At 37.0% G+C, this 24880-nt stretch carries 24 protein-coding genes; 18 read left to right on the top strand and 6 right to left on the bottom strand.

The window, feature by feature from the left end:
* The first annotated feature begins 111 nt into the window (after window positions 1-111).
* From IGM04_RS10360 to IGM04_RS10310, 11 genes are all read left to right on the top strand, one after another.
* The gene (locus tag IGM04_RS10360) at window positions 112-654 is read left to right on the top strand and encodes a helix-turn-helix domain-containing protein (RefSeq protein WP_002356507.1); all 543 of its coding nucleotides are present in this window, start codon (window positions 112-114) and stop codon (window positions 652-654) included.
* 25 nt (window positions 655-679) lie between these two features.
* Complete coding sequence (locus IGM04_RS10355) at window positions 680-1765, top strand: ABC transporter ATP-binding protein (RefSeq protein ID WP_002356508.1); 1086 nt, start codon at window positions 680-682, stop codon at window positions 1763-1765.
* 18 nt (window positions 1766-1783) lie between these two features.
* On the top strand, window positions 1784-2590 hold the full coding sequence (locus IGM04_RS10350) for an ABC transporter permease (RefSeq protein WP_002356510.1): 807 nt from the start codon (window positions 1784-1786) through the stop codon (window positions 2588-2590).
* Entirely contained in the window at window positions 2590-3426 is an 837-nt protein-coding gene (locus IGM04_RS10345) for an ABC transporter permease (protein ID WP_002356512.1), read from the top strand. Before IGM04_RS10350 ends, IGM04_RS10345 begins: the two co-directional genes overlap by 1 nt.
* On the top strand, window positions 3423-4496 hold the full coding sequence (locus tag IGM04_RS10340; protein WP_002359578.1) for an ABC transporter substrate-binding protein: 1074 nt from the start codon (window positions 3423-3425) through the stop codon (window positions 4494-4496). Before IGM04_RS10345 ends, IGM04_RS10340 begins: the two co-directional genes overlap by 4 nt.
* A 148-nt stretch (window positions 4497-4644) precedes the next feature.
* On the top strand, window positions 4645-5328 hold the full coding sequence (locus IGM04_RS10335; RefSeq protein ID WP_010825468.1) for a TVP38/TMEM64 family protein: 684 nt from the start codon (window positions 4645-4647) through the stop codon (window positions 5326-5328).
* A 108-nt stretch (window positions 5329-5436) separates the two neighbouring features.
* Window positions 5437-6729 carry a GntP family permease gene (locus tag IGM04_RS10330; RefSeq protein WP_002359581.1) on the top strand — a complete coding sequence of 431 codons (1293 nt, stop codon included), beginning with the start codon at window positions 5437-5439 and terminating at the stop codon, window positions 6727-6729.
* Between the two features lie 21 nt (window positions 6730-6750).
* The gene (locus IGM04_RS10325) at window positions 6751-7899 is read left to right on the top strand and encodes a glycerate kinase (RefSeq protein WP_086318017.1); all 1149 of its coding nucleotides are present in this window, start codon (window positions 6751-6753) and stop codon (window positions 7897-7899) included.
* Window positions 7900-8040: 141 nt separating this feature from the next.
* Entirely contained in the window at window positions 8041-9054 is a 1014-nt protein-coding gene (locus IGM04_RS10320; protein WP_002379728.1) for a CdaR family transcriptional regulator, read from the top strand.
* Between the two features lie 122 nt (window positions 9055-9176).
* Entirely contained in the window at window positions 9177-10079 is a 903-nt protein-coding gene (locus tag IGM04_RS10315) for a diacylglycerol/lipid kinase family protein (protein ID WP_086318018.1), read from the top strand.
* A gap of 119 nt (window positions 10080-10198) precedes the next feature.
* Window positions 10199-10933, top strand: coding sequence for a YcjF family protein (locus tag IGM04_RS10310; RefSeq protein ID WP_179189147.1), 735 nt, complete (start codon window positions 10199-10201; stop codon window positions 10931-10933).
* A 283-nt stretch (window positions 10934-11216) separates the two neighbouring features.
* On the opposite strand, the gene IGM04_RS10305 is transcribed toward IGM04_RS10310, so the two are convergent.
* From IGM04_RS10305 to IGM04_RS10290, 4 genes are all read right to left on the bottom strand, one after another.
* The gene (locus IGM04_RS10305) at window positions 11217-12926 is read right to left on the bottom strand and encodes an ABC transporter permease/substrate binding protein (protein WP_002356521.1); all 1710 of its coding nucleotides are present in this window, start codon (window positions 12924-12926) and stop codon (window positions 11217-11219) included.
* A complete protein-coding gene (locus tag IGM04_RS10300; protein WP_002388977.1) occupies window positions 12919-14109 on the bottom strand; it encodes a quaternary amine ABC transporter ATP-binding protein in 1191 nt (396 codons plus the stop codon). Before IGM04_RS10300 ends, IGM04_RS10305 begins: the two co-directional genes overlap by 8 nt.
* A gap of 199 nt (window positions 14110-14308) precedes the next feature.
* A complete protein-coding gene (locus tag IGM04_RS10295) occupies window positions 14309-14941 on the bottom strand; it encodes a GntR family transcriptional regulator (RefSeq protein ID WP_002356525.1) in 633 nt (210 codons plus the stop codon).
* A gap of 14 nt (window positions 14942-14955) precedes the next feature.
* Window positions 14956-16902 (bottom strand): ABC-F family ATP-binding cassette domain-containing protein, encoded by a 1947-nt coding sequence (locus tag IGM04_RS10290; RefSeq protein WP_002365037.1) that lies wholly within the window; start codon window positions 16900-16902, stop codon window positions 14956-14958.
* Window positions 16903-17115: 213 nt separating this feature from the next.
* Between IGM04_RS10290 and IGM04_RS10285 the strand changes: the two genes are divergently transcribed.
* Window positions 17116-17766 carry a redox-sensing transcriptional repressor Rex gene (locus tag IGM04_RS10285; RefSeq protein ID WP_002356528.1) on the top strand — a complete coding sequence of 217 codons (651 nt, stop codon included), beginning with the start codon at window positions 17116-17118 and terminating at the stop codon, window positions 17764-17766.
* A gap of 42 nt (window positions 17767-17808) precedes the next feature.
* Here IGM04_RS10285 and IGM04_RS10280 read toward each other — a convergent pair whose 3' ends face one another.
* Complete coding sequence (locus tag IGM04_RS10280) at window positions 17809-18462, bottom strand: CPBP family intramembrane glutamic endopeptidase (protein ID WP_002356529.1); 654 nt, start codon at window positions 18460-18462, stop codon at window positions 17809-17811.
* An 18-nt stretch (window positions 18463-18480) separates the two neighbouring features.
* Window positions 18481-18657 carry a hypothetical protein gene (locus IGM04_RS10275; RefSeq protein WP_002356530.1) on the bottom strand — a complete coding sequence of 59 codons (177 nt, stop codon included), beginning with the start codon at window positions 18655-18657 and terminating at the stop codon, window positions 18481-18483.
* 232 nt (window positions 18658-18889) lie between these two features.
* On the opposite strand from IGM04_RS10275, the gene groES reads away from it, so the two are divergent.
* From groES to IGM04_RS10245, 6 genes are all read left to right on the top strand, one after another.
* Window positions 18890-19174, top strand: a complete 285-nt coding sequence (gene groES / locus IGM04_RS10270) for a co-chaperone GroES (RefSeq protein WP_002356531.1) — start codon at window positions 18890-18892, stop codon at window positions 19172-19174.
* Window positions 19175-19231: 57 nt separating this feature from the next.
* Window positions 19232-20857, top strand: coding sequence for a chaperonin GroEL (gene groL, locus IGM04_RS10265; RefSeq protein WP_002362559.1), 1626 nt, complete (start codon window positions 19232-19234; stop codon window positions 20855-20857).
* Between the two features lie 302 nt (window positions 20858-21159).
* Complete coding sequence (locus tag IGM04_RS10260) at window positions 21160-21879, top strand: response regulator transcription factor (protein ID WP_002356534.1); 720 nt, start codon at window positions 21160-21162, stop codon at window positions 21877-21879.
* A 23-nt stretch (window positions 21880-21902) separates the two neighbouring features.
* On the top strand, window positions 21903-22613 hold the full coding sequence (locus IGM04_RS10255) for a hypothetical protein (RefSeq protein WP_086318020.1): 711 nt from the start codon (window positions 21903-21905) through the stop codon (window positions 22611-22613).
* A 16-nt stretch (window positions 22614-22629) separates the two neighbouring features.
* Window positions 22630-24177 (top strand): glucosaminidase domain-containing protein, encoded by a 1548-nt coding sequence (locus tag IGM04_RS10250; RefSeq protein ID WP_086318021.1) that lies wholly within the window; start codon window positions 22630-22632, stop codon window positions 24175-24177.
* Window positions 24178-24395: 218 nt separating this feature from the next.
* The gene (locus IGM04_RS10245) at window positions 24396-24806 is read left to right on the top strand and encodes a GtrA family protein (protein WP_086318022.1); all 411 of its coding nucleotides are present in this window, start codon (window positions 24396-24398) and stop codon (window positions 24804-24806) included.
* The last annotated feature ends 74 nt before the right edge of the window (window positions 24807-24880 follow it).

Genomic DNA, 24880 nt, shown 5'->3' with positions numbered 1-24880 from the left:
TTGAAATTTTTCAAAAAGTTCGTATACTAAAAAAGGTAAAACTAAACTGTAAGTTTAGTATTACAAAACTTTTGTTGAAAAGATTAGCTGAAAATAGAAACGAGGTGTGCCATGGAAATTGGTGAGAAGTTGAGAAATTTACGCATTCAGAAAAATTTAACACAAGAAGAATTAGGCGAAAGAACGGATTTATCCAAAGGCTATATTTCCCAATTGGAGCGGGATTTAAGCTCACCATCAATGGAAACATTTTTCTCAATTTTAGAAGTACTAGGCGTGACGCCAGAGCAGTTTTTTAGTCAGCAACCGCTTGAACAGAAAATTGTCTACAATGAAGAAGAAAGTACCCTCTATTATGATGAAGAACATGGCTATGAACTAAAATGGTTAATTCCAGCCTCAAATGAAAAAGAAATGGAACCTGTCATTATTACTTTTGATAAAAATGGCGAATACAAAACGTTTGAACCTTCTCTATCGGAAACATTTATTTATGTGATTGATGGCTCCATTCGTTTGACATTAGGGGAAGCCACGTATATTGCTAAAAAAGGTCAAACCATGTATTACCAAGCAACAGAACCTCACCAAATTAGCAACAATGGTCGAGGAAAAAGTCGTGCGTTAATTGTGGCGACAGAATCGTATTTATAAAGGACGAAATGGAGGAGTTTATCCAGTGAGAAACCATGTGATTTCATTTGAAAATGTTGTCAAACAATTTGACGATGAACCAGTATTAAAAAATGTCAGCTTTGAAATTGAAGAAGGAAAATTTTATACGTTATTAGGACCTTCAGGATGTGGCAAAACAACGATTTTGCGTATTATTGCGGGATTCAATGACGTGACTTCTGGCGATGTTTATTTTGATGGTAAAAGAATAAATGATGTACCTGCCAATAAACGCCAAGTCAATACCGTGTTTCAGGATTATGCTTTGTTTCCTCACATGAATGTTTTTGATAATGTTGCGTTTGGTTTAAAAATCAAAAAACTATCCAAAGCAGAAATTGAAAAAAAAGTGAAAGAGGCATTACGTTTGGTTCAATTACCCGGCTACGAAACACGTGAAATTAGTGAAATGTCTGGGGGCCAACGTCAGCGGGTCGCAATTGCTCGAGCGATTGTCAATGAGCCAAAAGTATTGCTTTTAGATGAGCCGTTATCCGCTTTAGATTTGAAATTACGCACAGCGATGCAATATGAACTACGTGATTTACAACAACGTTTAGGAATTACTTTTATTTTTGTGACCCATGATCAAGAAGAAGCATTAGCGATGAGTGATGAAATTTTTGTCATGAATAAAGGTCATATCGTGCAAAGTGGCACACCAGTCGATATTTATGATGAACCGATTAATCACTTTGTTGCTGACTTTGTAGGGGAAAGTAATATTGTGGACGGTGTGATGCTGGAAGATAATTTAGTTTCATTTGTGGGCAAAAAGTTTGAATGTGTCGATGGCGGCATGCGGAAAAATGAACCTGTAGAAGTCGTTTTACGTCCAGAAGACTTAACGATTACCACGCTTGAAAAAGGCAAGTTAACCGTAACAGTGGACACGCAGTTATTCCGCGGCGTTCATTATGAAATTATTTGTTTTGATGAACAAGGAAACGAATGGATGGTGCATTCCACTCGAAAAGCCAAAGAAGGCGCTCAAGTAGGGCTGTCTTTTGAGCCAGAAGATATTCACGTGATGCGCTTCAATGAATCAGAAGAAGACTTTGATGCCCGTTTAGAAAGTTACGACGAGTAAACGAAAGGGGAAAATAAAATGAAAACAATGCGTCGAATTTATTCGATTCCCTATGTAATGTGGTTACTTTTATTCGTCATTGCGCCAGTGCTGATGATTATTTATCAATCATTTTTCGATATGAATGGCCAGTTTACTTTGGCGAATTACCAAACGTATTTTACATCAGGAACGTACTTAAGTATGACCATTAATTCGGTTTGGTATGCTTTTCTGATTACCATTTTTACGTTATTGGTAAGTTATCCTACGGCTTATTTTTTGACAAAGCTCAAGCATAAACAGTTATGGTTAATGCTCGTTATTTTACCAACGTGGGTGAATTTATTATTAAAAGCTTATGCCTTTATTGGGATTTTCAGTATTCATGGGAGTATCAATCAGTTTATGAGTTTTATGGGTTTGGGCACGCACCAGATTCTGTTTACAGATTTCAGTTTTTTATTTGTCGCAACGTATATAGAAATTCCATTTATGATTATGCCGATTTTTAATGCCTTAGAAGAGATGAATCCTTCATTGATTAGTGCTAGTCGGGACTTAGGAGCTAGCAGTGCGGAAACATTCCGCCGTGTCATTTTTCCTCTCTCCCTGAACGGTGTGAAAAGTGGCGTTCAAGCTGTCTTTATTCCTTCGCTCTCGCTCTTTATGTTAACGCGTTTAATTGGCGGCAATCGGGTGATTACGTTGGGAACGGCGATTGAGGAACACTTCTTAGTAACGCAAAACTGGGGCATGGGTTCAACAATAGGTGTGATTTTAATTGTTGCCATGTTTATTGTGATGTTGCTGACGGGTGAGAAGAAGAAAGGGCGTGGCAAATAATGCAAAAGAAAAAGTTTAAATGGTCTTATGTGTATTTATTCGTTGTCTTTGCGCTACTGTACGCACCAATCTTTTATTTGATTTTTTATTCGTTTAACGATACGCAAACGATGAATCAGTTTACTGGTTTTACGTTAGATAATTATCGGAACGTTTTCGAAGACACACGCTTGTTAACCATTGTTCTGAATACGTTTTTGTTAGCTTTCTTATCGGCTTTAATAGCAACCATCATTGGAACATTTGGCGCGATGGGGATTTATTATACAAAACGTCGTAAAAACCGGAACACGTTGCTTAGCTTTAATAACATTTTACTCGTTTCACCAGATGTTATTATTGGAGCCAGTTTCTTAATTTTCTTCACAGCAGTAGGGTTTATCAGTTTAGGTTTTACAAGTGTATTATTGTCGCATATTGCCTTTAGTATTCCAATTGTTGTTTTAATGGTTTTACCAAAACTACAAGAGATGAACGATTCTATGGTAGATGCGGCAAGGGATTTAGGGGCCAATAATGTTCAAGTGATTAAAAATATTATTTTGCCTTTTTTAGCGCCTGGAATTATTGCTGGCTACTTTATGGCCTTTACTTATTCGTTGGACGATTTTGCCGTAACATTCTTTGTGACAGGCAATGGTTTTTCAACATTATCTGTTGAAATTTATTCACGAGCACGTCAGGGAATTAGTTTAGAAATCAATGCCTTAAGTGCGTTAGTGTTCCTATTCTCAATGATTCTAGTTGTCGGTTATTACTTTATCAGTAAAGACAATACGCCAAAACGTTTAAAGAAAATGCGTCGGGAACAAAGTGAGGTGGCCAAGTTAAAATGAAAAAATTACAGTCACTTTTTATTGGAATTATCGCTATTATTGTCATCTTGTTTTTTGGCGTGCGCCAATTGGAGAAAGCAAGTGGCATGGCAGGAGCAGATACCTTGACCATTTACAATTGGGGGGACTATATAGATCCAGCCTTGATTAAGAAATTTGAAAAAGAAACAGGCTATAAAGTCAATTACGAAACCTTTGATTCTAATGAAGCTATGTATACAAAAATTCAGCAAGGTGGCACAGCCTATGATATTGCCATTCCTTCTGAATATATGATTCAAAAAATGATGAAAGCGAAGATGCTTTTACCACTTGATCACAGCAAATTAAAAGGCTTAGAAAACATTGATGCACGCTTTTTAGATCAATCCTTTGATCCCAAAAATAAGTTTTCCGTTCCATACTTCTGGGGTACGTTGGGGATTATTTATAATGATAAATTTATTGACGGCCGTCAGATCCAACATTGGGATGATTTATGGCGCCCAGAATTAAAAAATAATGTCATGCTGATTGATGGCGCTCGCGAAGTGTTAGGATTATCTTTGAATAGTTTAGGCTATTCGTTAAACAGTAAAAACGACCAACAATTACGTCAGGCTACCGATAAGTTAAACCGATTAACGAACAATGTCAAAGCAATTGTTGCCGATGAAATCAAAATGTACATGGCTAATGAAGAAAGTGCAGTTGCTGTAACTTTCTCTGGTGAAGCTGCTGAAATGCTAGAAAACAATGAACATCTACATTATGTGATTCCCAGTGAAGGCTCTAATCTCTGGTTTGATAACATTGTGATGCCTAAGACAGCCAAAAATAAAGATGGTGCCTATGCATTTATGAACTTTATGTTACGACCAGAAAATGCAGCACAAAATGCAGAATATATTGGTTATTCCACACCAAATAAAGAAGCTAAAAAACTATTACCAAAAGAAGTTGCCGAAGATAAACAATTTTATCCAGATGATGAAACCATCAAACATTTAGAAGTTTACCAAGATTTAGGTCAAGAATACTTAGGAATTTATAACGATCTGTTCTTGGAGTTTAAGATGTATCGGAAATAAAAAAGTACCTTCGTAACTTTCGAATCGCCCCTAAAAGCTAGATTTTTAGTCTAACTTTCAGGGGCGGCTTTTATTCATACAAGCTTCTAATTGAGGCACGAAGAAACCTGTGCTACACTTTGTATAAAGCATAAAAGGAGCAAAGAAAATGAAGAGGAAAACAATCCGAATACTACTAATCAGTAGCGGGCTTATTTTAATCCTGCTGGTAGGTTACCGTTTGTATCTAGAATATCAAACAGATATTCAATTATTTTTGAATCCTAAAGCCAGTAAGACACAATTATTAGAGCGAATTCGTTCACATGGTTTTTCAGCAGCGCTATTGTTAGTTTTTTTGACCGCGATCATGTGTGCAGTACCAGGGATTCCAACCTCGGTAATTGGTGTGATTGCAGGATTGAGTTTTGGTCCCTTCAGCGGCACACTCATTAACGTTTTAGGGAATAGTTTGGGAAATTTAGTTGCAATCTTTTTGATGCATCATATAAAATTTTTAGATAAAAAAACGGAGACCAATCATTGGGTCCAGTCCATTCGACGGATGAAGCATCCAAAAATTGGGATTATGGTAGGCTACATGATTCCAATTATTCCTTCTTCTGTGATTAATTTTGCTGCGGATACTATGCAGCTGCCATTAAAAAATTTAATAGCCGCGATAGTCGTTGGTGTAATTCCTTCCTCAATACTTTACGCATGTGGAGGCGAAGCGCTATTTCATGGATATAATAAAACGGCAGTATTGTTAATTGTGAGTGTTCTTTTGTTCGTTGGCTTGGTGGTCATTATTGAGAAAGATAGAAAAAGATTTCAAAAAACTGTTCTTTAAGAACAGTTTTTTGTGCATTTGAACAATAAATCCTGTTAAATTTACAATTTTAAAAAGAAAGGACTTTGATAAAATGAAAGCGTAAACAATTTAAGGAGCTGATTTTGAATGCCAGATATTACAATATCTTGGGTTGCTGCAATTTTAGGATTAGTTGTAGCGATAGTATTAATTTTGAAAAAATTTAATCCTGTGTATTCCTTGTTTTTTGGTGCAATTGTTGGTTGTCTTATTGGAGGCGCTTCCCTGTCAGATACAGTCGCTGTTCTATTAAACGGAACACAAAGTATTATGGGAACCGCAATCCGTGTTTTAGCAGCCGGTATGTTGGCGGGTGTGATGATGGAATCCGGTGCGGCAGAATCAATTGCCAACGCCATTGTACAAAAGCTTGGCGAGAAAAAAGCTATTTTATCTTTGGCATTATCCACAATGGTAATTACAGCAGTGGGCGTATTCATTCCTGTTGCAGTGTTGATTGTTGCCCCGATTGCTCTATCTGTTGGGAAAAGTACGGGTATCAGTAAGTTATCATTATTGATTGCCTTATCAGGTGGCGGCAAAGCGGGCAATATTATTTCGCCTAATCCAAATACTATTGCAGCGGCGAACGGCTTTGATTTACCTCTAAGTGACGTTATGATTGCTGGCTTTATTCCAGCCGTATTTGGTTTAATTACAGCTGTTGTTCTTGCAAATATCATGAGAAGCAAAGGGTCAATGGTCAAAGAAACGGATCTTGTAGAGGAACAAACAAAAGAATTATTACCTTTGAAAAAGGCGTTGATCGCGCCAGTGTTAGCGATTGTCTTATTATTACTTAATCCGATTGGCGCCGTTTTAAATATTTCTTTCATCAAAAGTTTGAATATTGATGCTCTGTATATTTTGCCGTTCGCTTCAGTTGTTGGGACAATTGCGATTGGGCAAACAAAACAACTGGCCTTTTATGCATCTTCTGGCTTGAAGAGAGTAACCGATACCGTTTTAATTTTAATTGGTGCAGGTGCAATTGCTGGATTAATTTCTGTTTCTGATTTATCAACACAAATTGTCCACTTAATTTCTGTTATGGGAATTTCTGGAACCTTCTTGGCACCGATTTCTGGTATTTTAATGGGCTTAGCAGTTGGTTCAACATCCACAGCGGTTATTTTAGCGACAGGTTCTTTTGGACCAGCGATTTTAGATATGGGCACATCTTCACTTTCAGCAGCAGTCATGGTGCATACTGGTGCAACTGTGATTGATAGTGTTCCTCAAGGCAATTATTTCCATATTACGGCACAAAGTATGAATATGACGATTAAAGAAAGAATTCGAGTGATTCCTTATGAAATGTGTGTCGGTGGGGTAATGACGATTGTTGCAACCATTTTATATGGCTTTATTTTAAACTAGTTGGAAAGTAGGCGCGAAAAGATGACGAAAAAATTTGTTTTGGCTCCAGACTCATTTAAAGAAAGTATGAGTGCAAAAGAAGCCTGTCTGGCAATGGAAAAAGGGATTTTAGCTGTATTTAAAGATGCAGACATTCAACACGTCCCGATGGCAGACGGCGGGGAAGGAACGGTGGATTCCTTAGTGGATGCAACAGGAGGCACAAGAGTACCAGTGCGTGTGGCAGGACCGCTTCCTGATCAAATCGTTGAAACCTATTACGGCTTATTAGGTGACCAAGAAACGGTGGTCATTGAAATGGCGAAAGCCAACGGAATTGAATTGGTTAAAGCAGCAGAACGTAATCCCTTGATCACTTCTACTTATGGTACAGGAGAAATGATTCAACATGCGCTCAATCATGGGGCAAAAAAAATCATTATCGGCATTGGTGGTAGCGTGACAAATGATGGGGGTGCAGGTATGATTCAGGCACTTGGTGCGCGTTTGTTAGACAAGGAAGGGCAAGAATTGACACGTGGCGGTGGTGCATTAGATAAACTGGCGCAGATCGATTTAACACAGTTTGATCAACGTATTTTTGCTACCGAAGTTCTAGTAGCAAGTGATGTGAATAACCCACTAACAGGGCCAACAGGGGCGTCTCATGTCTTTGGTCCGCAAAAAGGTGCGACAGAAGAAATGGTGGCTCAATTAGATAAAAACTTAGCCCATTATGCAACGATCATCAAAAAAGAGATCGGCATTGATGTTGAGATGATGCCAGGTGCAGGAGCTGCTGGTGGTTTGGGTGCAGGGTTACTAGCATTCACAAAAGCTCAGTTACGCCCAGGGATTGATATTGTCGTAGAAGTGAATCAATTAGAAGAAAAAATAAAAGCCGCTGATTATGTCTTTACTGGTGAAGGCGGTATGGATTTTCAAACAAAATTCGGCAAAGCCCCTTATGGCGTCTCACGTTTGGCCAAGAAGTATCAAAAACCGGTTTTCGCTTGTGCTGGCTATATCGGCAAAGATGTGGATGTCCTCTATGAAGAAGGGATGACGGCTATTTTTGGAATTTTGGCCAAAGCCGAACCATTGGAAGCAGCATTGAAAAATGGACCAGTTAACTTAGAAAGAACCGTTGAAAATATTGCTCGTACATTACAGCTAGTGCCTTGTGACTAAGAACTAACCATGGTATCATCAGTAATGAAAGCTGAAATAAAAATGTTCAGTCGTTGATCTGAAGAATTAAGCGTTTGGGACATAAGTCATTGCGGCTTATGTCCCAAACGCTACTCGCTTTTTAGAAAGTTGGCGATAGCAATGTTAAAATTAGACAAAATCCAAGCAAATAAAATTGTTGAAAAGTTGATGGCAGATATTCCTTATAACATCAATATTATGGATGAACGAGGAAAAATTATTGCGAGTGGAGATTCTGCTCGAATTGGGGAGCGCCATCGTGGTGCAGAAAGAGCCATCAATGAACGAAAAAATATTGAAATTTATAAAGATACTTCTTTAGAGAAAAAAGGCACCAATGAACCGATTATTTTGAATAATCACATTTTAGGTGTCGTAGGCATTTCAGGAGAACCAGACGAGGTGCGCAAATTTACCAAGCTTGTGCGCTCGATTGTTCTTTTACTGACAGAAGAATTAAATACACAACAAGAACGCGAAAAAAAGAAGAAACAAAAAAATCAGTTTATCCAGCACTTAATGCATGTTGATTCTGCTTACTCAGAAGCCTTAAAACTTGAAGCGTTGGAACTATATAACCTTCAATTAGATGACCAGAATCATTGTGTACTGACCAAGGACAAGCGCTTATTATCCAGTTATTATCCTGGACATGAAATATTTGAATGGGAAAATTGTTATCTGGTGATTACTTCTGAACCACCTCAGATAACAAAGCCAGTAACAGAATACCTTGTGATAAGTTCGGAAAAAGCCACGATTCAACAAATGGTCCAAGAGGCACAAAACACGTATTTACTTCTATCGTTTCTCCAATTAGAAAAGGCTAAGTTTTACCAAGCAGAAGATTTTTTCATTCAAGGCATTTTTAATTTTCCTTTTCATATTGAATTGGATTTTTTTGAAACCATCCAGACGATTTATGATGAATACTATGAAACCGTTATTTTTTTCGCCAATCATAACTTAAACATCAATGAAACCTCACAAGTATTACATATCCATCGAAATACATTGAATTACCGCTTGAAACGAATTCATGAATTGACGGGGATGGATCCAAAAGTTTGGCAAGATTTTTGGAAATTGTTCTATTATTTTGCCTATTGCTTTAAAGAACGTTTTGAAAAGTAGTGAGGAGCAGGAATGCTTGTTTGTTAAGCAAGTGTCAGCATATTTTTCGCCAGAATCAAAAATATCTTTTATAATAATTGTAAGGAATCAAACGATTTAGATATCAACGAGGAGTGGTACCAGTGAAAAAAGCAGTTTTAATTGTTAACCCCAGTTCTGGTGGTGAAAAAGCCAAAGAATTTGAAACGTTAGCAGAAGAAAAATTAAAGCAGTTATTTGATGAAGTTGTAGTGAAACAAACAGAAAAAGGCGGCGATGCAGAACAATTTGCCCGTGAAGCTGCGGAAAGTCACTTCGACAGTGTTTTCGTAATGGGGGGAGATGGAACCGTTAATGAAGGAATTAGCGGGTTGGCAGAACAAGCTTACCGCCCAAAATTTGGCTTTTTTCCTTTAGGAACGGTGAACGATTTAGCGCGAGCCTTGAATTTACCGATGGACCCTGAAGAAGCGATTCAACAATTAGATTTAGAAAAAACCAGTGCTTTAGATGTGGGGAAAATCAATGACGACTACTTTATGAATGTCGTTGCGATTGGGACGATTCCAGAGTCAATTAACGACGTGGACGTTGAACAAAAAACGAAGTTAGGAAAACTCGCATATTTTATTTCAGGTGCCAAACATTTAGCGAATGCTCAAACGTATCCTTTTCATTTAAGCTTGGATCAAAAAGAACAAACCATTGAAAGTAGTACCGTTTTAGTTGGCTTAACGAATTCAATCGGTGGGTTTGAAACATTATTACCAGAGGCCCAAGTGGATGATGGCAAACTTCATTTAGTTTATTTAAAAGATCAATCATTGTGGGATGCAGTAAAAGCAGTCCCAGATTTGTTAAAAGGCGTCGACCAGTCCACTGATAATTTAGCTTACCTAACCTTTAAAGAAGGAAAAATCTCCTTAGAAAACCAAGAAGAATTAACCACTAATGTGGATGGTGATGAAGGAGCTGCTTTGCCAATTACGCTGGAAATTTTGCCTAAACACTTGACGGTGTATTGCGGTGAAGAACAAACAAAATAGCTGATTTTTTGAGAAAAGCTAGAACATTTCTATTTGTTTAAAAAACAGATAAGTTCTGGCTTTTTAAATCATCTAAAAGAGAATCAATCAGGGGCTATGCTATACTTTGTTTCTACATATTGATAGATAAAGGAGTTAATGAGATGAGAAGAAAAAAACATAAAAACAAAAAGAAACAAGAACTTTTTGAAGAGATTGAAAAACAAGAATTAGCAGAACAAGAAACTAAGCAATTGAATGAAGAAATCGAAGACCCAGAATTTCGTTCTTTTTTTCAAGATGTCTTGAAAAAATTTCCACAAAAAACGTCTACGGTCATAATGAATGCTTTCGCAACTTCTAAAGGTAAAGCAGAACAATTAGTGACGAACAGTCAAACACAACTCGACAAAGTATTTGATGAATTTTTGGCTGGTGTTTCACCTGACGTGAAAAAGAAAAGTCATCAAACGATTCATTTTGCTGCATTGTCAGCAGCAATTATTGGGTTTTCGCCAATTCCATTTTCGGATGCTTTTTTACTGGTACCTGTTCAATTAACTATGATGTCACGGCTGCATAAAATTTTTGGTCAGTCTTGGTCTGAAAGCTTAGGGAAAAGCTTAACCAAAGAATTAGTAGTGGTTAGTTTAGGTAAGAGTGCAGTCGGGAATATTCTAAAAGTGATTCCTGTTGTCGGAACTGTGACTGGTGGCATGGTCAATGCTTCAGTTGCAGTAGCAATTACGGAAGCGCTTGGCTGGGTTACCGTCAAAATGTTAAACGATGGTGTTGATATCTTTGATGATGTGATGTCTTTCAAAGGACAATTTTCAACATTATTTAAAGCCATCCAAAATGCTAAAAAGAAATAATCGCTGTATTGATTAACTAGAGTGAGACACATTTAAACTTTTTTAAGTAATTCGTAGCAAATTTCCAAGGTTTTCGTCACAAATTATTCACAGGTTCTCGTTAATATATAAGCATACCAACAAAACACCCAACATAAACACTTTTCATTTTTACTCCTCAAGTAAAAATAACTCCTTTCCACTCAGTCTACCCAACTGAGTGGTTTTTTTGGCGAAAAAAGAGGGCGTTGAACAATTTGTTCAACGCCCTCTTTTAATAGATGGGGAAGTCATTTGTTAAGAATTATTTTTTCCATTCTGCTACTTGGTCTTTATGTGAATCAACCCAATCACGTGCAGCTTCTTGTGGGTCTTTGCCTTCGTTAATTTCTAACATGACAGATTCCATATCCTTAGTGGTCCAATGGAAATTATCTAACACTTTGTAAGCTTCTGGTTGATCTTCTTTTAGGCCTTGGCGAGCCATTGTGTGAATCGCTTCTTCGCCGCCCATAGTGCCTTTTGGATCAGCTAAATATTTTAAATCATATTTTGCAAACATCCAGTGAGGAGACCAGCCAGTAATAACGATGTCTTCGTTGTTTTTAATTGCTTGTCCTAAGGCGACAGTCATGGCACCTGATGAAGAAGTTTCAACAGACCAATCTTTCAAATTAGGATAAGCTTCTTTAGTTTTCTCTGCTGCTGCAACAACACCAGCCCCAGGTTCAATTCCAGTAATCTTTTTCCCAGCTTGATCAGATAAATCTTCGATAGAATCAACATCCATATAAGAAGGGACGACAATTCCTAGCTTTGCACCTTTAAGGTTTTCACCAAGGTCGTCTAATTTATCTTTATATTGTTTATATTGCTCTGCGTGAGTTCCTGGCAGCCACGCACCAACCATGGCATCTGTTTCACCTTTAGCTACAGATTCCCACATAATTGCGTTATCTAAAGGGGTCGTTTTAACATCATACCCCATATCTTTTAAGACTTCGGCAACCACATGTGTGGAGGCTACTTCGGTATCCCATTCCACATAAGAAAGGGAAATTTGCTTATCATTTGTTGTTGTAAAAATTGAAGCACCAACTAAGCCAGCCACAATTACAACAACCGCTGCAATAATCCCATATTTTTTCTTTTTAGAGGTGGCACCAGCTGCTTTAGGGGCTGCTTTTTTATTATTTAAATGTTGAGTAAAACGGTCAATGATAATCGCTAAAATAACTAAAGCCACACCATTTACAAAACCGTTCCCGACTTGCGCACGTTGTAAAGCGGAAAGGACGCCACGTCCTAATCCAGGCGCACCAATCATTGAAGCAATAACTACCATTGATAGAGCTAGCATGGTTGTTTGGTTAACACCAGCCATAATCGTGTTTTTGGCTAAAGGTAATTCTAATTTGAATAATTTTTGCCAGCCAGTACTACCGTAAGAATCAGCTGCTTCAACAAGTTCATTTGGCACTTGTCGAATTCCTAAGTTCGTAAAGCGAACAGTTGGTGGTAAAGCGAAGATAACAGAGGCGAAGACCCCAGGAACCATACCAATTCCGAAGAATGCAACGGCTGGAATCAAGTAAACGAAACCAGGCATTGTTTGCATGAAGTCCAAAATCGGTGTAATGATACTTTTGGCTTTTTCGCTTTTCGCCATTAAAATCCCTAGTGGCACACCAATGATAATGGAAATAACACTAGAAAGTAAAACTAACGTAACGGTACTCATTAAATCGTTCCATAAGTTTTGATTATAGATAAACATTAAGCCGATAAACGTGAATAAACTTAAGCCAATTTTTTTATTAGAAATAAAGAAAGCAGCAATCGTTAATAGCACGATCAGCACAAGTGGTGGTACGGCTGTTAGTAATGCAGTAATGTTGTCCATTACACTTTGACCAATTGTTTGTAAAAAGCTGAATAATCCAGCAAATGTTGAAGTTAACCAATCAGTAAAACTTTCAACCCAAGACGCAACAGGTAATTGATACTTATTCATGTTCGTTCACCTCTGTTTCTGCAAGTGCTTCAAGTACGCTACCACGGATGACCACGCCTAATAGTTTGCCGTTATCAGTCACGGCAAGAGGCGTTTGTGCATCATAAATCAGTGGAAAAATATCATTCACTAACATATCTTTGTCGATTGTTTGAATTTCTGGATCCACACATTCTACAAGAGAAGTCCCGTTTTTACGCGCTTCTAAAGCTTTTTCTGCGCGTACAACGCCTTTTAGTTGGCGTTTTTTATCCACGGCAAGTAACATACTCACTTCTTCTTGACGCATCCGTTTTAAAGCAACAGTTGGGCCATCAATTTCAATGTTAGTAGTTAAAGCAGGTACCATAATATTTTGGGCAGTTAAGACTTTTGAACGATCCACATCTTCCACGAAGGTTCGCACATATTCGTTGGCTGGGTTGGTTAAAATTTCTTCTCCAGTCCCAATTTGCATAATTTGACCATCTTTCATCAAGGCAATCCGATCGCCGATTCGTAAAGCTTCATTCAAATCATGTGTGATAAAGATAATGGTTTTTTTGACATTTTCTTGTAAATCTAATAGTTCGTCTTGCATTTCACGACGAATTAACGGATCAAGAGCAGAGAACGCTTCGTCCATTAATAAAATTTCTGGATCGTTAGCCAAGGCACGAGCAAGGCCGACACGTTGTTGCATCCCACCAGATAATTGACTTGGTAATTGGTCTTTAAAAGCAATTAAGCTAGAATTTTCTAAGGCTTTTTCAGCTTTTGCTTGGCGTTCTTCTTTAGGAACACCACGAATTTCTAAACCATATTCCGTATTTTCTAAGATAGTTCGATGGGGGAAAAGACCAAAGTTTTGGAAAACCATGCTCATTTTATTTCGACGTACTTCACGTAATCCTTCTTTATCTAAAGAAGAAATATCTTGTCCATCAATATAAATATTTCCTGAAGTTGGTTCAATCAAACGATTTAATAAACGAATTAATGTTGATTTCCCACTTCCTGATAACCCCATAATAACGAAAATTTCGCCTTCTTCAACTTCGAAATTTACATCATAAACACCGACTGTGGCACCCGTTTTTTCTAAAATTTCTGTTTTGCTTTTGTTGGCACGAATCATTTCAAGTGCCGGTTTGGTTTTCTTACCAAAGATTTTGGTAAGGTGATTTACTTTTACTTTTGGCAAATCATTGTTCCTCCTCAATAAAAAAGTGACTACATCAGACTACTATAAAGTTGTCACTTTGTCAAATTAGATGAAAATCTTTCTGAAAATGAAGAAAAACAGTATTTTAACTAGGTTTTATAGTGGTTTTTTATGAAAAATAGAAATAATAAATAAAAAAAGTGACTATTTACCGCAAGATAAGTAGTCACTTTTTTGTTTAAGGATAAAAGAAATTTTGGACACGTTGTAAGGTTGATTCGTCATGTCCAACAAAATAAAGTGTGTCGTTCAACGAAATCTTTGCATATGGACCAGGTGAGACCAGAAGCTCTTCTTTGTGTTTGATAGCGATAATCGTTGCCGAAGTGTTTTGCCAAAAATTCATTTCGCTAATCGTCGCCTCAAGATAAGCAGCTTCTTCTGTTAAAACTAATGAATAAGGATTCATTGGATTGAAAGAATCAAAACGCTTTGTTTGTTCAACAAGAGTATCTAGAATGCTAGAAAAATGAGTAAGTTCTTCTTTTTGTTTCGCTACGCTATCTAGCAATTCTTCTTTAATTTCAGCAATCGTTTGAACGTCTTGATATTGTGTCACAAAGTCCTGCGCTTTTTCTTTTGATGCCACATAGAAGCCGCTGCCGTGTTTGGCTTTAACGATTTCTAAATCGACTAAAACGATAATGGCTTTGCGAGCTGTTTCTGGCGACACTTGGTATTGGTTAGCTAGGGTGGAACGGGCATGGATTTTATCTCCAACATGTAATTTGCCTTCTGCAATTTTTTCCGCAACATCAACGGCGATTTGTTGATATTTGGGCTTCGTTAAACTGATTTTTTTGGAAGCCATAGTGAATCCCTCCGTTAATTGTTATTTTCCATTTCTTCTAATTCTAAACTGAAATTTTCCCATTGCTCAAGTAGTTCATCTTGTTGCTGACGAGCGTCATCTAATTGTTGGTTTAGAGCCAGCAATTCAACATGATTTTCTAGAATGTCTGGTTGACTCATTTGTGCTTCTAATTGTGCAATTGTCGTATCTAACTGAGCAAGATTTTCTTCGACTTGTGTTATTTTTCTTTGCAAAGTACGGAGTAATTTTTGTTGCTCCTTGTTTTGATAAAAGGTATTTTTGGCTGTAACTGGTTCGGGTTTTTTCGCCGCTTCTTCATTAGCTAAGAGGGCAGCGATTTCTTCTTCCTCTTGTTTCTTTTCTAAATAATAATCATAGTCGCCTAAATAAAGTTTGCTGCCTTTTTCAGAAAGCTCAACAACTTTTGTTGCAATTCGATTGATAAAGTAACGGTCATGGGAAACGAAGAGGATGGTTCCTTCATAATCAATCAGCGCATTTTCTAAAACTTCTTTATTATCGATATCCAAGTGGTTGGTTGGCTCATCGAGAATCAAGAAATTGTCACGATCCATCGCTAATTTTGCTAATGCCACACGGGCTTTTTCGCCACCGCTTAATAAAGGAATCGTTTTTTCAACATCATCTCCACTGAAGAGAAAGCCGCCTAAAATACTTCGAATCTCTTTTTCAGGTGTGGTTGGGTGTTCATCCCATAATTCCGCTAAGACCGTTTTATTGCCATGTAAATTGGCTTGCTCTTGGTCATAGTAACCTACAGAAACATTGGTACCAAAAGTTTTACTTCCTTTAATGAAAGGAATGCGGTCAATAATTGATTTCAAGAGAGTGGATTTACCAATTCCGTTCGGTCCGACTAAGGCAATGGCTTCTTTGCGACGAATATCCAAGTGAATAGGTTCGGATAAAATATGTTCTTGGTCGTAACCAATGGCGGCATCTTCGACTTGTAAAACAACATTTCCCGAGACTTTTTCACTATCGAAAAGAAAATGCGCCGATTTTTCATCTCCTTGAGGTCGGTCTAAACGGTCCATTTTTTCTAATACTTTTCGGCGACTTTGTGCACGTTTCGTTGTAGATGCACGAACCAGATTTTTGGCAACGAAATCTTCTAACTTATTGATTTCTTCTTGTTGCTTTTCATACGCTTTCCATTCACTGGCTAATTGTTCTGCTTTTAACTCTAAGTATTTGGAATAGTTTCCTTTGTAGTGAGTCATTTTTTTGCGGCTCAGTTCATAAACTTCATTAACTACCTTATCTAAAAAATAACGATCGTGGGAAACAATTAATAGGGCGCCGGCATAACTTGGCAAATAAGATTCCAGCCAAGAAAGCGTCTCGATATCTAAGTGGTTTGTAGGCTCGTCCAGAATTAAAATGTCTGGTTTTTGTAAAAGCATTCTCGCTAATGCAAGCCGGGTTTTTTGACCACCAGATAAGGTTTGAATATCTTTCGTGTAAAAGGATTCATCAAAGCCAAAGCCGTGAAGGACTGAACGAATTTCATTTTCATAGCCGTAGCCATTTTTTTCAGAAAACGTATGTTGCAATTGATCGTACTCTTTTAAAATTCCTTCATAAACGGAAGTGGTTGGCTCCATTTCACTAATTTTGGTTTCTAATTCTCGCATACGCTGTTCCATTTCTAGGATGTCAGCAAAGGCTTTTGTCATTTCTTCCCAAACGGTTTTATCTGATTCTAAACCGGTATTTTGAGCTAAATAACCTAACGTAGCAGTTTTATTTTTGGCAATGGTTCCGCTATCGGGAGCATCAATGCCTGCAATGATTTTTAAAAAAGTCGATTTTCCAGCACCATTACGACCAACTAAGGCAATCCGACTTTTTGTTGCAATTTCTAAATGTATGTTTTCAAACAATGTTTCCGAGCCAAAATGCCGGGCAACTTGATTTGCTTGTAATAAAATCATCAGTAGTCCTCATTTCTAAATTCATTGCCCTTAGTGTAGCATAAAATCTGCTAAAATAGCACGTATCAAAAAATGCTTTGTGAAGGTTTATACCTTTTATCACAAACTTTTGAAGAAAAATGCTATTTTTGAGCCATAGAATTGCTTTTTATTGTGAAAAACTGCTATTATGTTAATGGATAAGATTTAAGTGAAAGTATTGGAGGTCCAATTGTGAAAGATCAAGTTATTCCAAAAGCAACGGCGCGACGCCTTCCTTTATATTATCGCTACTTAAGAATGTTACATGATACAGGAAAAAATAAAGTCTCATCAACTGAATTAAGTGAAGCGGTACAAGTAGACAGTGCGACTATTCGTCGTGACTTTTCATATTTTGGTGAATTAGGTAAACGTGGGTACGGCTATGATGTTGAAAACTTAATGAACTTTTTTGCAAAAACATTGAATGAAGATGAGTTAACCAATGTCGCATTAATCGGGGTTGGTAATTTAGGAAGTGCTTTATTAAAGTACAAATTCCATCAAAGCAACAGTATTCGTGTAAGTTGCGCATTTGATGTGAATGAAGATATTGTGGGACGCATTGTTGACGGTATTCCGGTTTATCCAATGGAAGATATGATGGAACAAATCCGTGTTCAACAAATCGAAGTAGCTATTTTAACTATTCCAGCTCGCAAAGCGCAAGAAGTTGTGAACAAACTTGCCGAAGCAGGGGTTAAAGGAATTCTAAACTTTACGGCTGCGCGTTTAGTAGCGCCACCTGAAGTATTAATTCAAAATGTTGACTTAACCAACGAATTACAAACATTAATTTATTTCTTACATCATGACAACGAATTGATTGACGAAGAAGAATAAGCAAAAGAAAAGGGCCTAGTCGTTTAGACGAAGGCCCTTTTCTTATTGAATTGCACCATTATGCAAAAGTAGTTGAACAATAATCACAATCGTATTCATGCCGCAATGGGCAATAATTGAGGTCCAAATTTTTCCAGTTTGCTTGTACAAAAGAGCAAAGAAAAATCCCATAAAGAAATAAACAAAAAAGTGACCATCGGCATGTGCGAGTGAAAAAATCGCCGAACTAACAGTAGCCGCAATCCAGAAATTTGTAAAAGGCTGGATTAAATGGATAAATGCATAACGAAAGACGAATTCTTCCATAATCGGACCACCGATAGTAGTTGCCAAAATAAATAAAGGATTTGCCAAAATCACCGCTACAATAGCTTGTGTATTTTGAGAAGTAGCTTGTTCTCCTGTGATGGCTACTTCAATGGCAAAAGTAACCCCTTGAATCAGCATGGCAATGAAAATCCCACTAACACCTAGTAAAAAAATAAAAATAGGTGATTTCAAGGTTGCTGTTTCCTCTAAAGGAGAAGGTTCTGTTGTTTTTAAAAAGATGCCAATCATTACAAGGGCGCCAATAATGTAGAGAGCAGTTGTCACATTAATCGCTGCATTGGGGGAAATACCCGAAAAAAGTAACGGCCCGAAAAAAGCGATAATGTATGTGACTAAAATAAATAAACTTGATTTTCTTAAGGTCATGGTTAATCCTTTCTATAATTATTTTTTACGATTATTGCGATATCCTAATAAAAGAAAAACGAATAAGAAAAAGAAAAGAGATTCCCAAAGTGTCGAAACAATTCCTTCTGTGACACTGAAAACAAGATTTCCTAAATTCGCTATCACAAAATAAACGAAGGTTGCTATTAGTGCTGTAAGTAAACGTTGTTTCATTTTATTCGCCTCCAATCGTAGTCAATTTATTTTACCATGAATTAAAGGATTGGAAAAACATTCCATGAAAAAAGAATACTCAATAAAAAATGCGTATCTTATAATTGACAAGAAAAAGAGAGAAAAGACTTGCATTTTTAGAGTGAAATGAGTATTATAAATAGTGTGAGTTAGCACTCTTATGTATCGAGTGCTAAAATAAGCGAAAACTTTTTATTTGGAGGGATTTATTGTGTTAAAACCATTAGGCGATCGCGTCGTAATTAGAGTCGCGAAAGAAGAAGAAAAAACTGTTGGAGGAATTGTTCTTGCATCCGTTGCAAAAGAAAAACCACAAACAGGTGAAGTTATCGCAGTAGGTGAAGGTCGTGTGCTTGAAAATGGCACAAAAGTTCCGATGGAAGTAAAAATTGGTGACACAGTAATGTTTGAAAAATATTCAGGAACAGAAGTGAAATACGAAGGCGTAGAATACTTAATTGTATCAGCCAAAGACATTATTGCCACTGTTGAATAATAAACAACTTTTACAGAATAGTATAATAGAAGAAAAAAATTATGAGGTGAAGAAATCATGGCAAAAGAGATTAAATTTGCAGAAGATGCACGTGCAGCAATGCTACGCGGAGTAGATGTATTAGCAGATACAGTGAAAGTGACATTAGGCCCTAAAGGTCGTAACGTTGTTTTAGAAAAATCATTTGGTTCACCATTGATTACTAACGATGGAGTAACAATTGCTAAGGAAATTGAATTGGAAGATCATTTTGAAAACATGGGCGCAAAATTAGTTTCAGAAGTTGCTTCTAAAACGAATGATATTGCTGGTGACGGAACAACAACAGCGACTGTTTTGACACAAGCCATTGTTCGTGAAGGCTTAAAAAACGTAACTGCTGGAGCTAACCCATTAGGTATTCGCCGTGGGATTGAATTAGCAACAAAAACAGCAGTAGAAGAATTACACAATATTTCATCTGTAGTTGATTCAAAAGAAGCGATTGCACAAGTCGCTGCTGTTTCATCAGGTTCTGAAAAAGTCGGCCAATTAATTGCTGATGCAATGGAAAAAGTTGGTAACGACGGCGTAATTACCATTGAAGAATCAAAAGGGATTGAAACAGAATTAGATGTGGTTGAAGGAATGCAATTCGACCGCGGTTATTTATCTCAATACATGGTTACTGACAACGATAAAATGGAAGCTGTTTTAGAAAATCCATATATCTTAATTACCGACAAAAAAATCTCAAATATTCAAGATATCTTACCTTTATTAGAACAAATTCTACAACAAAGCCGTCCACTATTGATCATTGCGGATGATGTTGATGGGGAAGCTCTACCAACATTAGTATTGAACAAAATCCGTGGTACATTTAATGTTGTCGCAGTAAAAGCGCCAGGATTTGGTGACCGCCGCAAAGCGATGCTTGAAGATATTGCTATTTTAACAGGTGGTACAGTAATCACTGACGACTTAGGGTTAGAGTTAAAAGACACAACTATTGAAAACTTAGGAAATGCTAGCAAAGTAGTTGTCGACAAAGATAACACAACAATTGTCGAAGGTGCTGGTTCAAAAGAAGCCATTGATGCCCGCGTTCATTTAATTAAAAACCAAATCGGCGAAACAACGTCTGATTTTGATCGTGAAAAATTACAAGAACGTTTAGCTAAATTAGCTGGCGGGGTTGCTGTCGTTAAAGTCGGTGCTGCAACTGAAACAGAATTAAAAGAATTAAAATTACGAATTGAAGATGCATTAAACGCAACACGTGCCGCTGTAGAAGAAGGCATGGTTTCTGGTGGTGGTACCGCACTGGTCAATGTAATTGGTAAAGTCGCTGCGCTAGAAGCTGAAGGCGATGTGGCAACAGGGATCAAGATTGTCGTTCGTGCATTAGAAGAACCAATCCGTCAAATCGCTGAAAATGCTGGTTATGAAGGATCAGTGATTGTTGACAAACTAAAAAATGTTGACTTAGGTATCGGATTCAATGCAGCTAACGGTGAATGGGTAAACATGGTTGAAGCCGGTATTGTTGACCCAACAAAAGTAACTCGTTCTGCCTTACAAAATGCAGCTTCTGTGTCAGCTTTATTATTAACAACTGAAGCAGTTGTTGCAGACAAACCAGAACCAGCTGCACCAGCTCCTATGATGGATCCATCAATGGGCATGGGCGGTATGATGTAAAAATAAAAAAGTATTCTAAAAGCTTACGATTGAAAAATCGTAAGCTTTTTTTTACATAAAGAATAAATAATCTAAATAATATCTTTGCTTATGGTGTTTTCTCAAATATTTACTCAATTAACAAAAAAGATGATAATTTAAAGGCTTCGTTTTAGCTAGACAGCCTTGTTTTTATTCGATAAAATTTAGTAATAACAATCATTTTTTGAAAACTAGTAGTTGGTAATTTTTATTTATTAATAGAATATAAATAAAAATTATTATATTTTGAAGGGGAATATTAGGAAGATTGAGGTGGAAAAATGGAAAAATATACAATTGGTGTCGTTCCTTTGACAATTGAAACAAAAGAATACTGTCAAAATTGGTTTGTTAGTAATCAAGTAGAATGTCAGATCATCCAAGGAACAAATATACTTCTTCATTTGCACCATATTGATGGATTAGTGATTGAAGTTACTGACCACCAGCAAGTAAATACTTGTTGTGAGTTATTAATGACGATTCGCAAGCAGTCAGATTTACCGATTTGGTTATTTTCTCGGACAGAAGTAATTAGTAAAGTCAATCGAATTATTTATTTACAATTAGGTGCAGATGGCGTTTTTGATCATTCTTATGATCGTCAAGAATGCATGTTAAGCATGAGTAATTTATTGCAACGTGTAAAAAGACGTTTTTATCCTAAATTAGCTATTGCAAACGAGGAACAAACAGTTACTAAGAATCTTTCTGAGAGATTGTATTTAATTGCGCCAAATTTGAGTGTTTGCTTGGGAAGTGGAGAAGAAATTCTTTTAACAAAATTGGAATTTTTCACAATAGAGTATTTATACAAACACGCAGGACAAACAATTACATATGAAGAACTCTACAAAAATGTCTGGAAAGATACTGCGAATGAACGAAAATATCGTGTCGCTAATGTGATTTTCCATTTGCGCAAAAAAATTGAACAAGATGTGAACAAACCACAATATATCAAAACAATTCGTTCAAAAGGCTATATGTTAACGGTGTAAAAGGTACGAAGGAGGAGAAAAAGATGTGGCAATTTTTGACTAAAAACAATGAAGATGAGGAGTATGAGAAGATGCCGGATTTTGAAAATGAACAATCGATGAAAGCACAACCAACGGTAACAGAAGAAGCAATCTTTGATGACGAGGTCGTTTATGCAAAAGAGCAATCCGCAAAAGTAAAACAGGTCCAGCAACAAGTGCCGACTGAACTGTCAGAAGAGTCATTTTCTTTTGTTGAAAAACTAGAAGAAGAAAATCAACTATATCAGCAATCCATTAAAAAGCTAACGGAGCAATTATTAATGCAAACCAATGAAGTGGAAGCATTACAAAAACAAGTAGTCGAAAAAGATGTTCAACTTAAACATGTTAAAGAAACATTAAGTGATAAAGAAACAACTATCACTTCTTTACAGAAACAATTGTCTGAAGAAAAGATGCAACAGAGACAGACCAGTGAAGAGAATTTAGACACAGCCGTTACGCTTTCTCAAAAAGAAATTGGCGAAGTGTTATTAGAAGCCAAACGTCAAGCAAAAGAAACAATTAGTCAAGCCAAACAACAAGTTGCAACAGTTCATGAAGAGATGGAACAACGTTTAGCAACTTTAACACGCATGAAGCAAGTGGCAAGAGAGTACCAAGCTTATTGTGAACAAATGCTGACCATCAAGAATGAATCAACAGGAATGTACCAACAGATAGAGCAATTATTAGCAGAAATAAAGAGGTAAATGAAGGAGAAATGCGATGAAAAAAAGAAAGGCAAGATATTTGAAGTTGGTATGTCTTGGAGTCTTAGGGGCTTATGCGGGCGCCAGTTACTACAATTCAGAACCATTAATCGCTCAAGAGGAGACCGAAACGAGGGACGAAAGTCGACAGCTATCGCTGGAAGAAAAAAGAGCGGACCAAGCCAATCAAGACCAAGGAACCCTTACTTCTTCAACGCTGAACGAAACAATAATAAGTTCGTCTGAACAACAAGAAAGTTCAACACAAAATGACAGCAGTGACCATCAGGAAAATAATGTGGAACCATTAGAATCTGAAAATAGTTTACCGCCACAAGAAAAGACAATTGCTAGTACTAAACCAACCGAATCGTTACAAAATGAGCAACCAGTATCTGAAGAGCGTAAAGCGCTCACTGAGAAGTTACCTCATAATCAGGAACCACAAAATTCTACATTAACTGAAAAGACCAAAGAGCCGTTGGTACATTCAGAGGTAGACAATAGTCAAGAAAAGGAAAAGCAAGCAGGAATTCAACAACAAGCCGAGGCAAATTTTGTTGTCCAAGAGAATGCTTCTACTTCTGAGTTTATTAGAAAAATCGGTGAAGAAGCACGAGTTATTGGTCAGCGACATGATCTATACGCTTCTGTCATGATAGCTCAAGCTATTTTAGAGAGTGGCTCGGGCAATAGTGCGTTAGCCGCGCCGCCAAATTATAATTTGTTTGGCATTAAAGGCGCTTATCAAGGTCAAAGTGTCAGCTTTCCCACACAAGAAGATGATGGTAAAGGGAAGATGACCACCATTCATGCCGATTTTCGTCAGTATCCTTCCTATAAAGAGTCTTTAACAGACTATAGTAAATTAATCATCAATGGGCTGGCGGGTAATCCAACGTTTTATCACGGCGTTTTGAAAGCAAACACGACGAATTATCAGCAGGCAACAAAATTTTTAACAGGTCGTTATGCAACGGATGCATATTACGATAAAAAATTAAACGCGTTGATTGAAACCTATCAATTAACTGAATACGATCAAGAAAAGAAGCAACCAGTAGTGACTAATTTGGCAGAAGAAAAGAAACCTTCGTTTGATAAGGAAGCAGTCAAGGCACAGCTAAAAAAAGAAGCAGTCGTCTATGAAGTAAGCAAAGGAGATTCTCTCGCCACCATTAGCCAGACGTTTGGTGTGTCAGCAACAGCCATTTTAAAACAAAATTCAAAGACTCAAGAAATGTTTTATATTGGCCAAAAGATTACGATTCCTCAGCAAACAGCGGCGACTTCTCTAGAACCGAAAGAACAAGCGTTACTTCAATCACTAATAATCAGTAAATCGGTGACTAATGCTTTGGAAACAGCAGAGCAATCAAATGGTACAGCGAATGCCTCAAAAACAGAGTCTACTGAGTATTATGAAGTAAAAAGAGGAGAGACACTCGCAAAAATTGCTAAAAAAACGGGCTATTCCTTAACCGCACTCAAGCAGGCAAATGGCTTAACGTATTCTGTATTAACCGAAGGACAAACGATAGCACTTCCTAAGCTAAAGGACTAATGCTGATTTAACTTATTGGTCGATAGAGTCAATATATTATTAGACGAAGAGTAGAGGAAAAGTTCATTCATGGATGAACTTTTCCTCTACTCTTACTATGTTTTTCATAAATACTTAATAAATAGTAAAATTAGCAAGAGAATTGTGTCTTTACACAAAATAGATAGGTTTTCTTGCCGAAGTTTGATAAAATGATTAGTTGAAAGGATGCGTGAAAATTGAAAGAATTATTTCGTAAATACCGAGAAGTACTGGCTTATTTATTTTTTGGTGGTGCAACGACGGTCGTCAACTTAGTTGTGTTTTTTGTTTGTCAAAATGTGTTAGGGCTGGATTACAAGATAAGTAACATAATTAGTTGGTTTTTATCTGTTCTATTTGCCTTTTTCACGAATAAATATTGGGTATTCGCAAGTAAGCATGAAAGCATAGCTGGTTTTTTTAAAGAAATGGGCTTATTTTATTGGTACCGAATTTTATCTTTTGTGGCTGATATGGGTTTAATGATTCTCCTAATTGATGGCATTCATTTTTCATCGTTTTGGGCGAAAATGATTACACAAGTTGTAGTAGTGATTTTAAATTATTTCTTCAGTAAATTTTTCATTTTTAAAGAAAAAGAGGTCTAAGCAGATTTTAGGCTAAAAAAAATTTTTTTGTTATAATATAAACAAGTTTTTAATACAAAGAATAGAGGTAGAAA

The organism is Enterococcus sp. DIV2385 (genome assembly GCF_051711925.1).
In the GTDB taxonomy this organism is placed as follows: domain Bacteria; phylum Bacillota; class Bacilli; order Lactobacillales; family Enterococcaceae; genus Enterococcus; species Enterococcus faecalis.
The sequence above is the reverse complement of the archived record's forward strand: the minus strand, read 5'-3'. Positions and strand labels throughout refer to the sequence as shown.

Excerpts from the sequence above, each read along its gene's own strand:
- IGM04_RS10360 (WP_002356507.1), top strand. The coding sequence starts at position 112 with ATGGAAATTGGTGAGAAGTTGAGAAATTTACGCATTCAGAAAAATTTA.
- IGM04_RS10350 (WP_002356510.1), top strand. The coding sequence starts at position 1,784 with ATGAAAACAATGCGTCGAATTTATTCGATTCCCTATGTAATGTGGTTA.
- IGM04_RS10345 (WP_002356512.1), top strand. The coding sequence starts at position 2,590 with ATGCAAAAGAAAAAGTTTAAATGGTCTTATGTGTATTTATTCGTTGTC.
- IGM04_RS10340 (WP_002359578.1), top strand. The coding sequence starts at position 3,423 with ATGAAAAAATTACAGTCACTTTTTATTGGAATTATCGCTATTATTGTC.
- IGM04_RS10335 (WP_010825468.1), top strand. The coding sequence starts at position 4,645 with ATGAAGAGGAAAACAATCCGAATACTACTAATCAGTAGCGGGCTTATT.
- IGM04_RS10330 (WP_002359581.1), top strand. The coding sequence starts at position 5,437 with ATGCCAGATATTACAATATCTTGGGTTGCTGCAATTTTAGGATTAGTT.
- IGM04_RS10325 (WP_086318017.1), top strand. The coding sequence starts at position 6,751 with ATGACGAAAAAATTTGTTTTGGCTCCAGACTCATTTAAAGAAAGTATG.
- IGM04_RS10320 (WP_002379728.1), top strand. The coding sequence starts at position 8,041 with ATGTTAAAATTAGACAAAATCCAAGCAAATAAAATTGTTGAAAAGTTG.
- IGM04_RS10305 (WP_002356521.1), bottom strand. The coding sequence starts at position 12,926 with ATGAATAAGTATCAATTACCTGTTGCGTCTTGGGTTGAAAGTTTTACT.
- IGM04_RS10295 (WP_002356525.1), bottom strand. The coding sequence starts at position 14,941 with ATGGCTTCCAAAAAAATCAGTTTAACGAAGCCCAAATATCAACAAATC.
- IGM04_RS10290 (WP_002365037.1), bottom strand. The coding sequence starts at position 16,902 with ATGATTTTATTACAAGCAAATCAAGTTGCCCGGCATTTTGGCTCGGAA.
- IGM04_RS10280 (WP_002356529.1), bottom strand. The coding sequence starts at position 18,462 with ATGACCTTAAGAAAATCAAGTTTATTTATTTTAGTCACATACATTATC.
- IGM04_RS10275 (WP_002356530.1), bottom strand. The coding sequence starts at position 18,657 with ATGAAACAACGTTTACTTACAGCACTAATAGCAACCTTCGTTTATTTT.
- groL (WP_002362559.1), top strand. The coding sequence starts at position 19,232 with ATGGCAAAAGAGATTAAATTTGCAGAAGATGCACGTGCAGCAATGCTA.
- IGM04_RS10260 (WP_002356534.1), top strand. The coding sequence starts at position 21,160 with ATGGAAAAATATACAATTGGTGTCGTTCCTTTGACAATTGAAACAAAA.
- IGM04_RS10255 (WP_086318020.1), top strand. The coding sequence starts at position 21,903 with ATGTGGCAATTTTTGACTAAAAACAATGAAGATGAGGAGTATGAGAAG.
- IGM04_RS10250 (WP_086318021.1), top strand. The coding sequence starts at position 22,630 with ATGAAAAAAAGAAAGGCAAGATATTTGAAGTTGGTATGTCTTGGAGTC.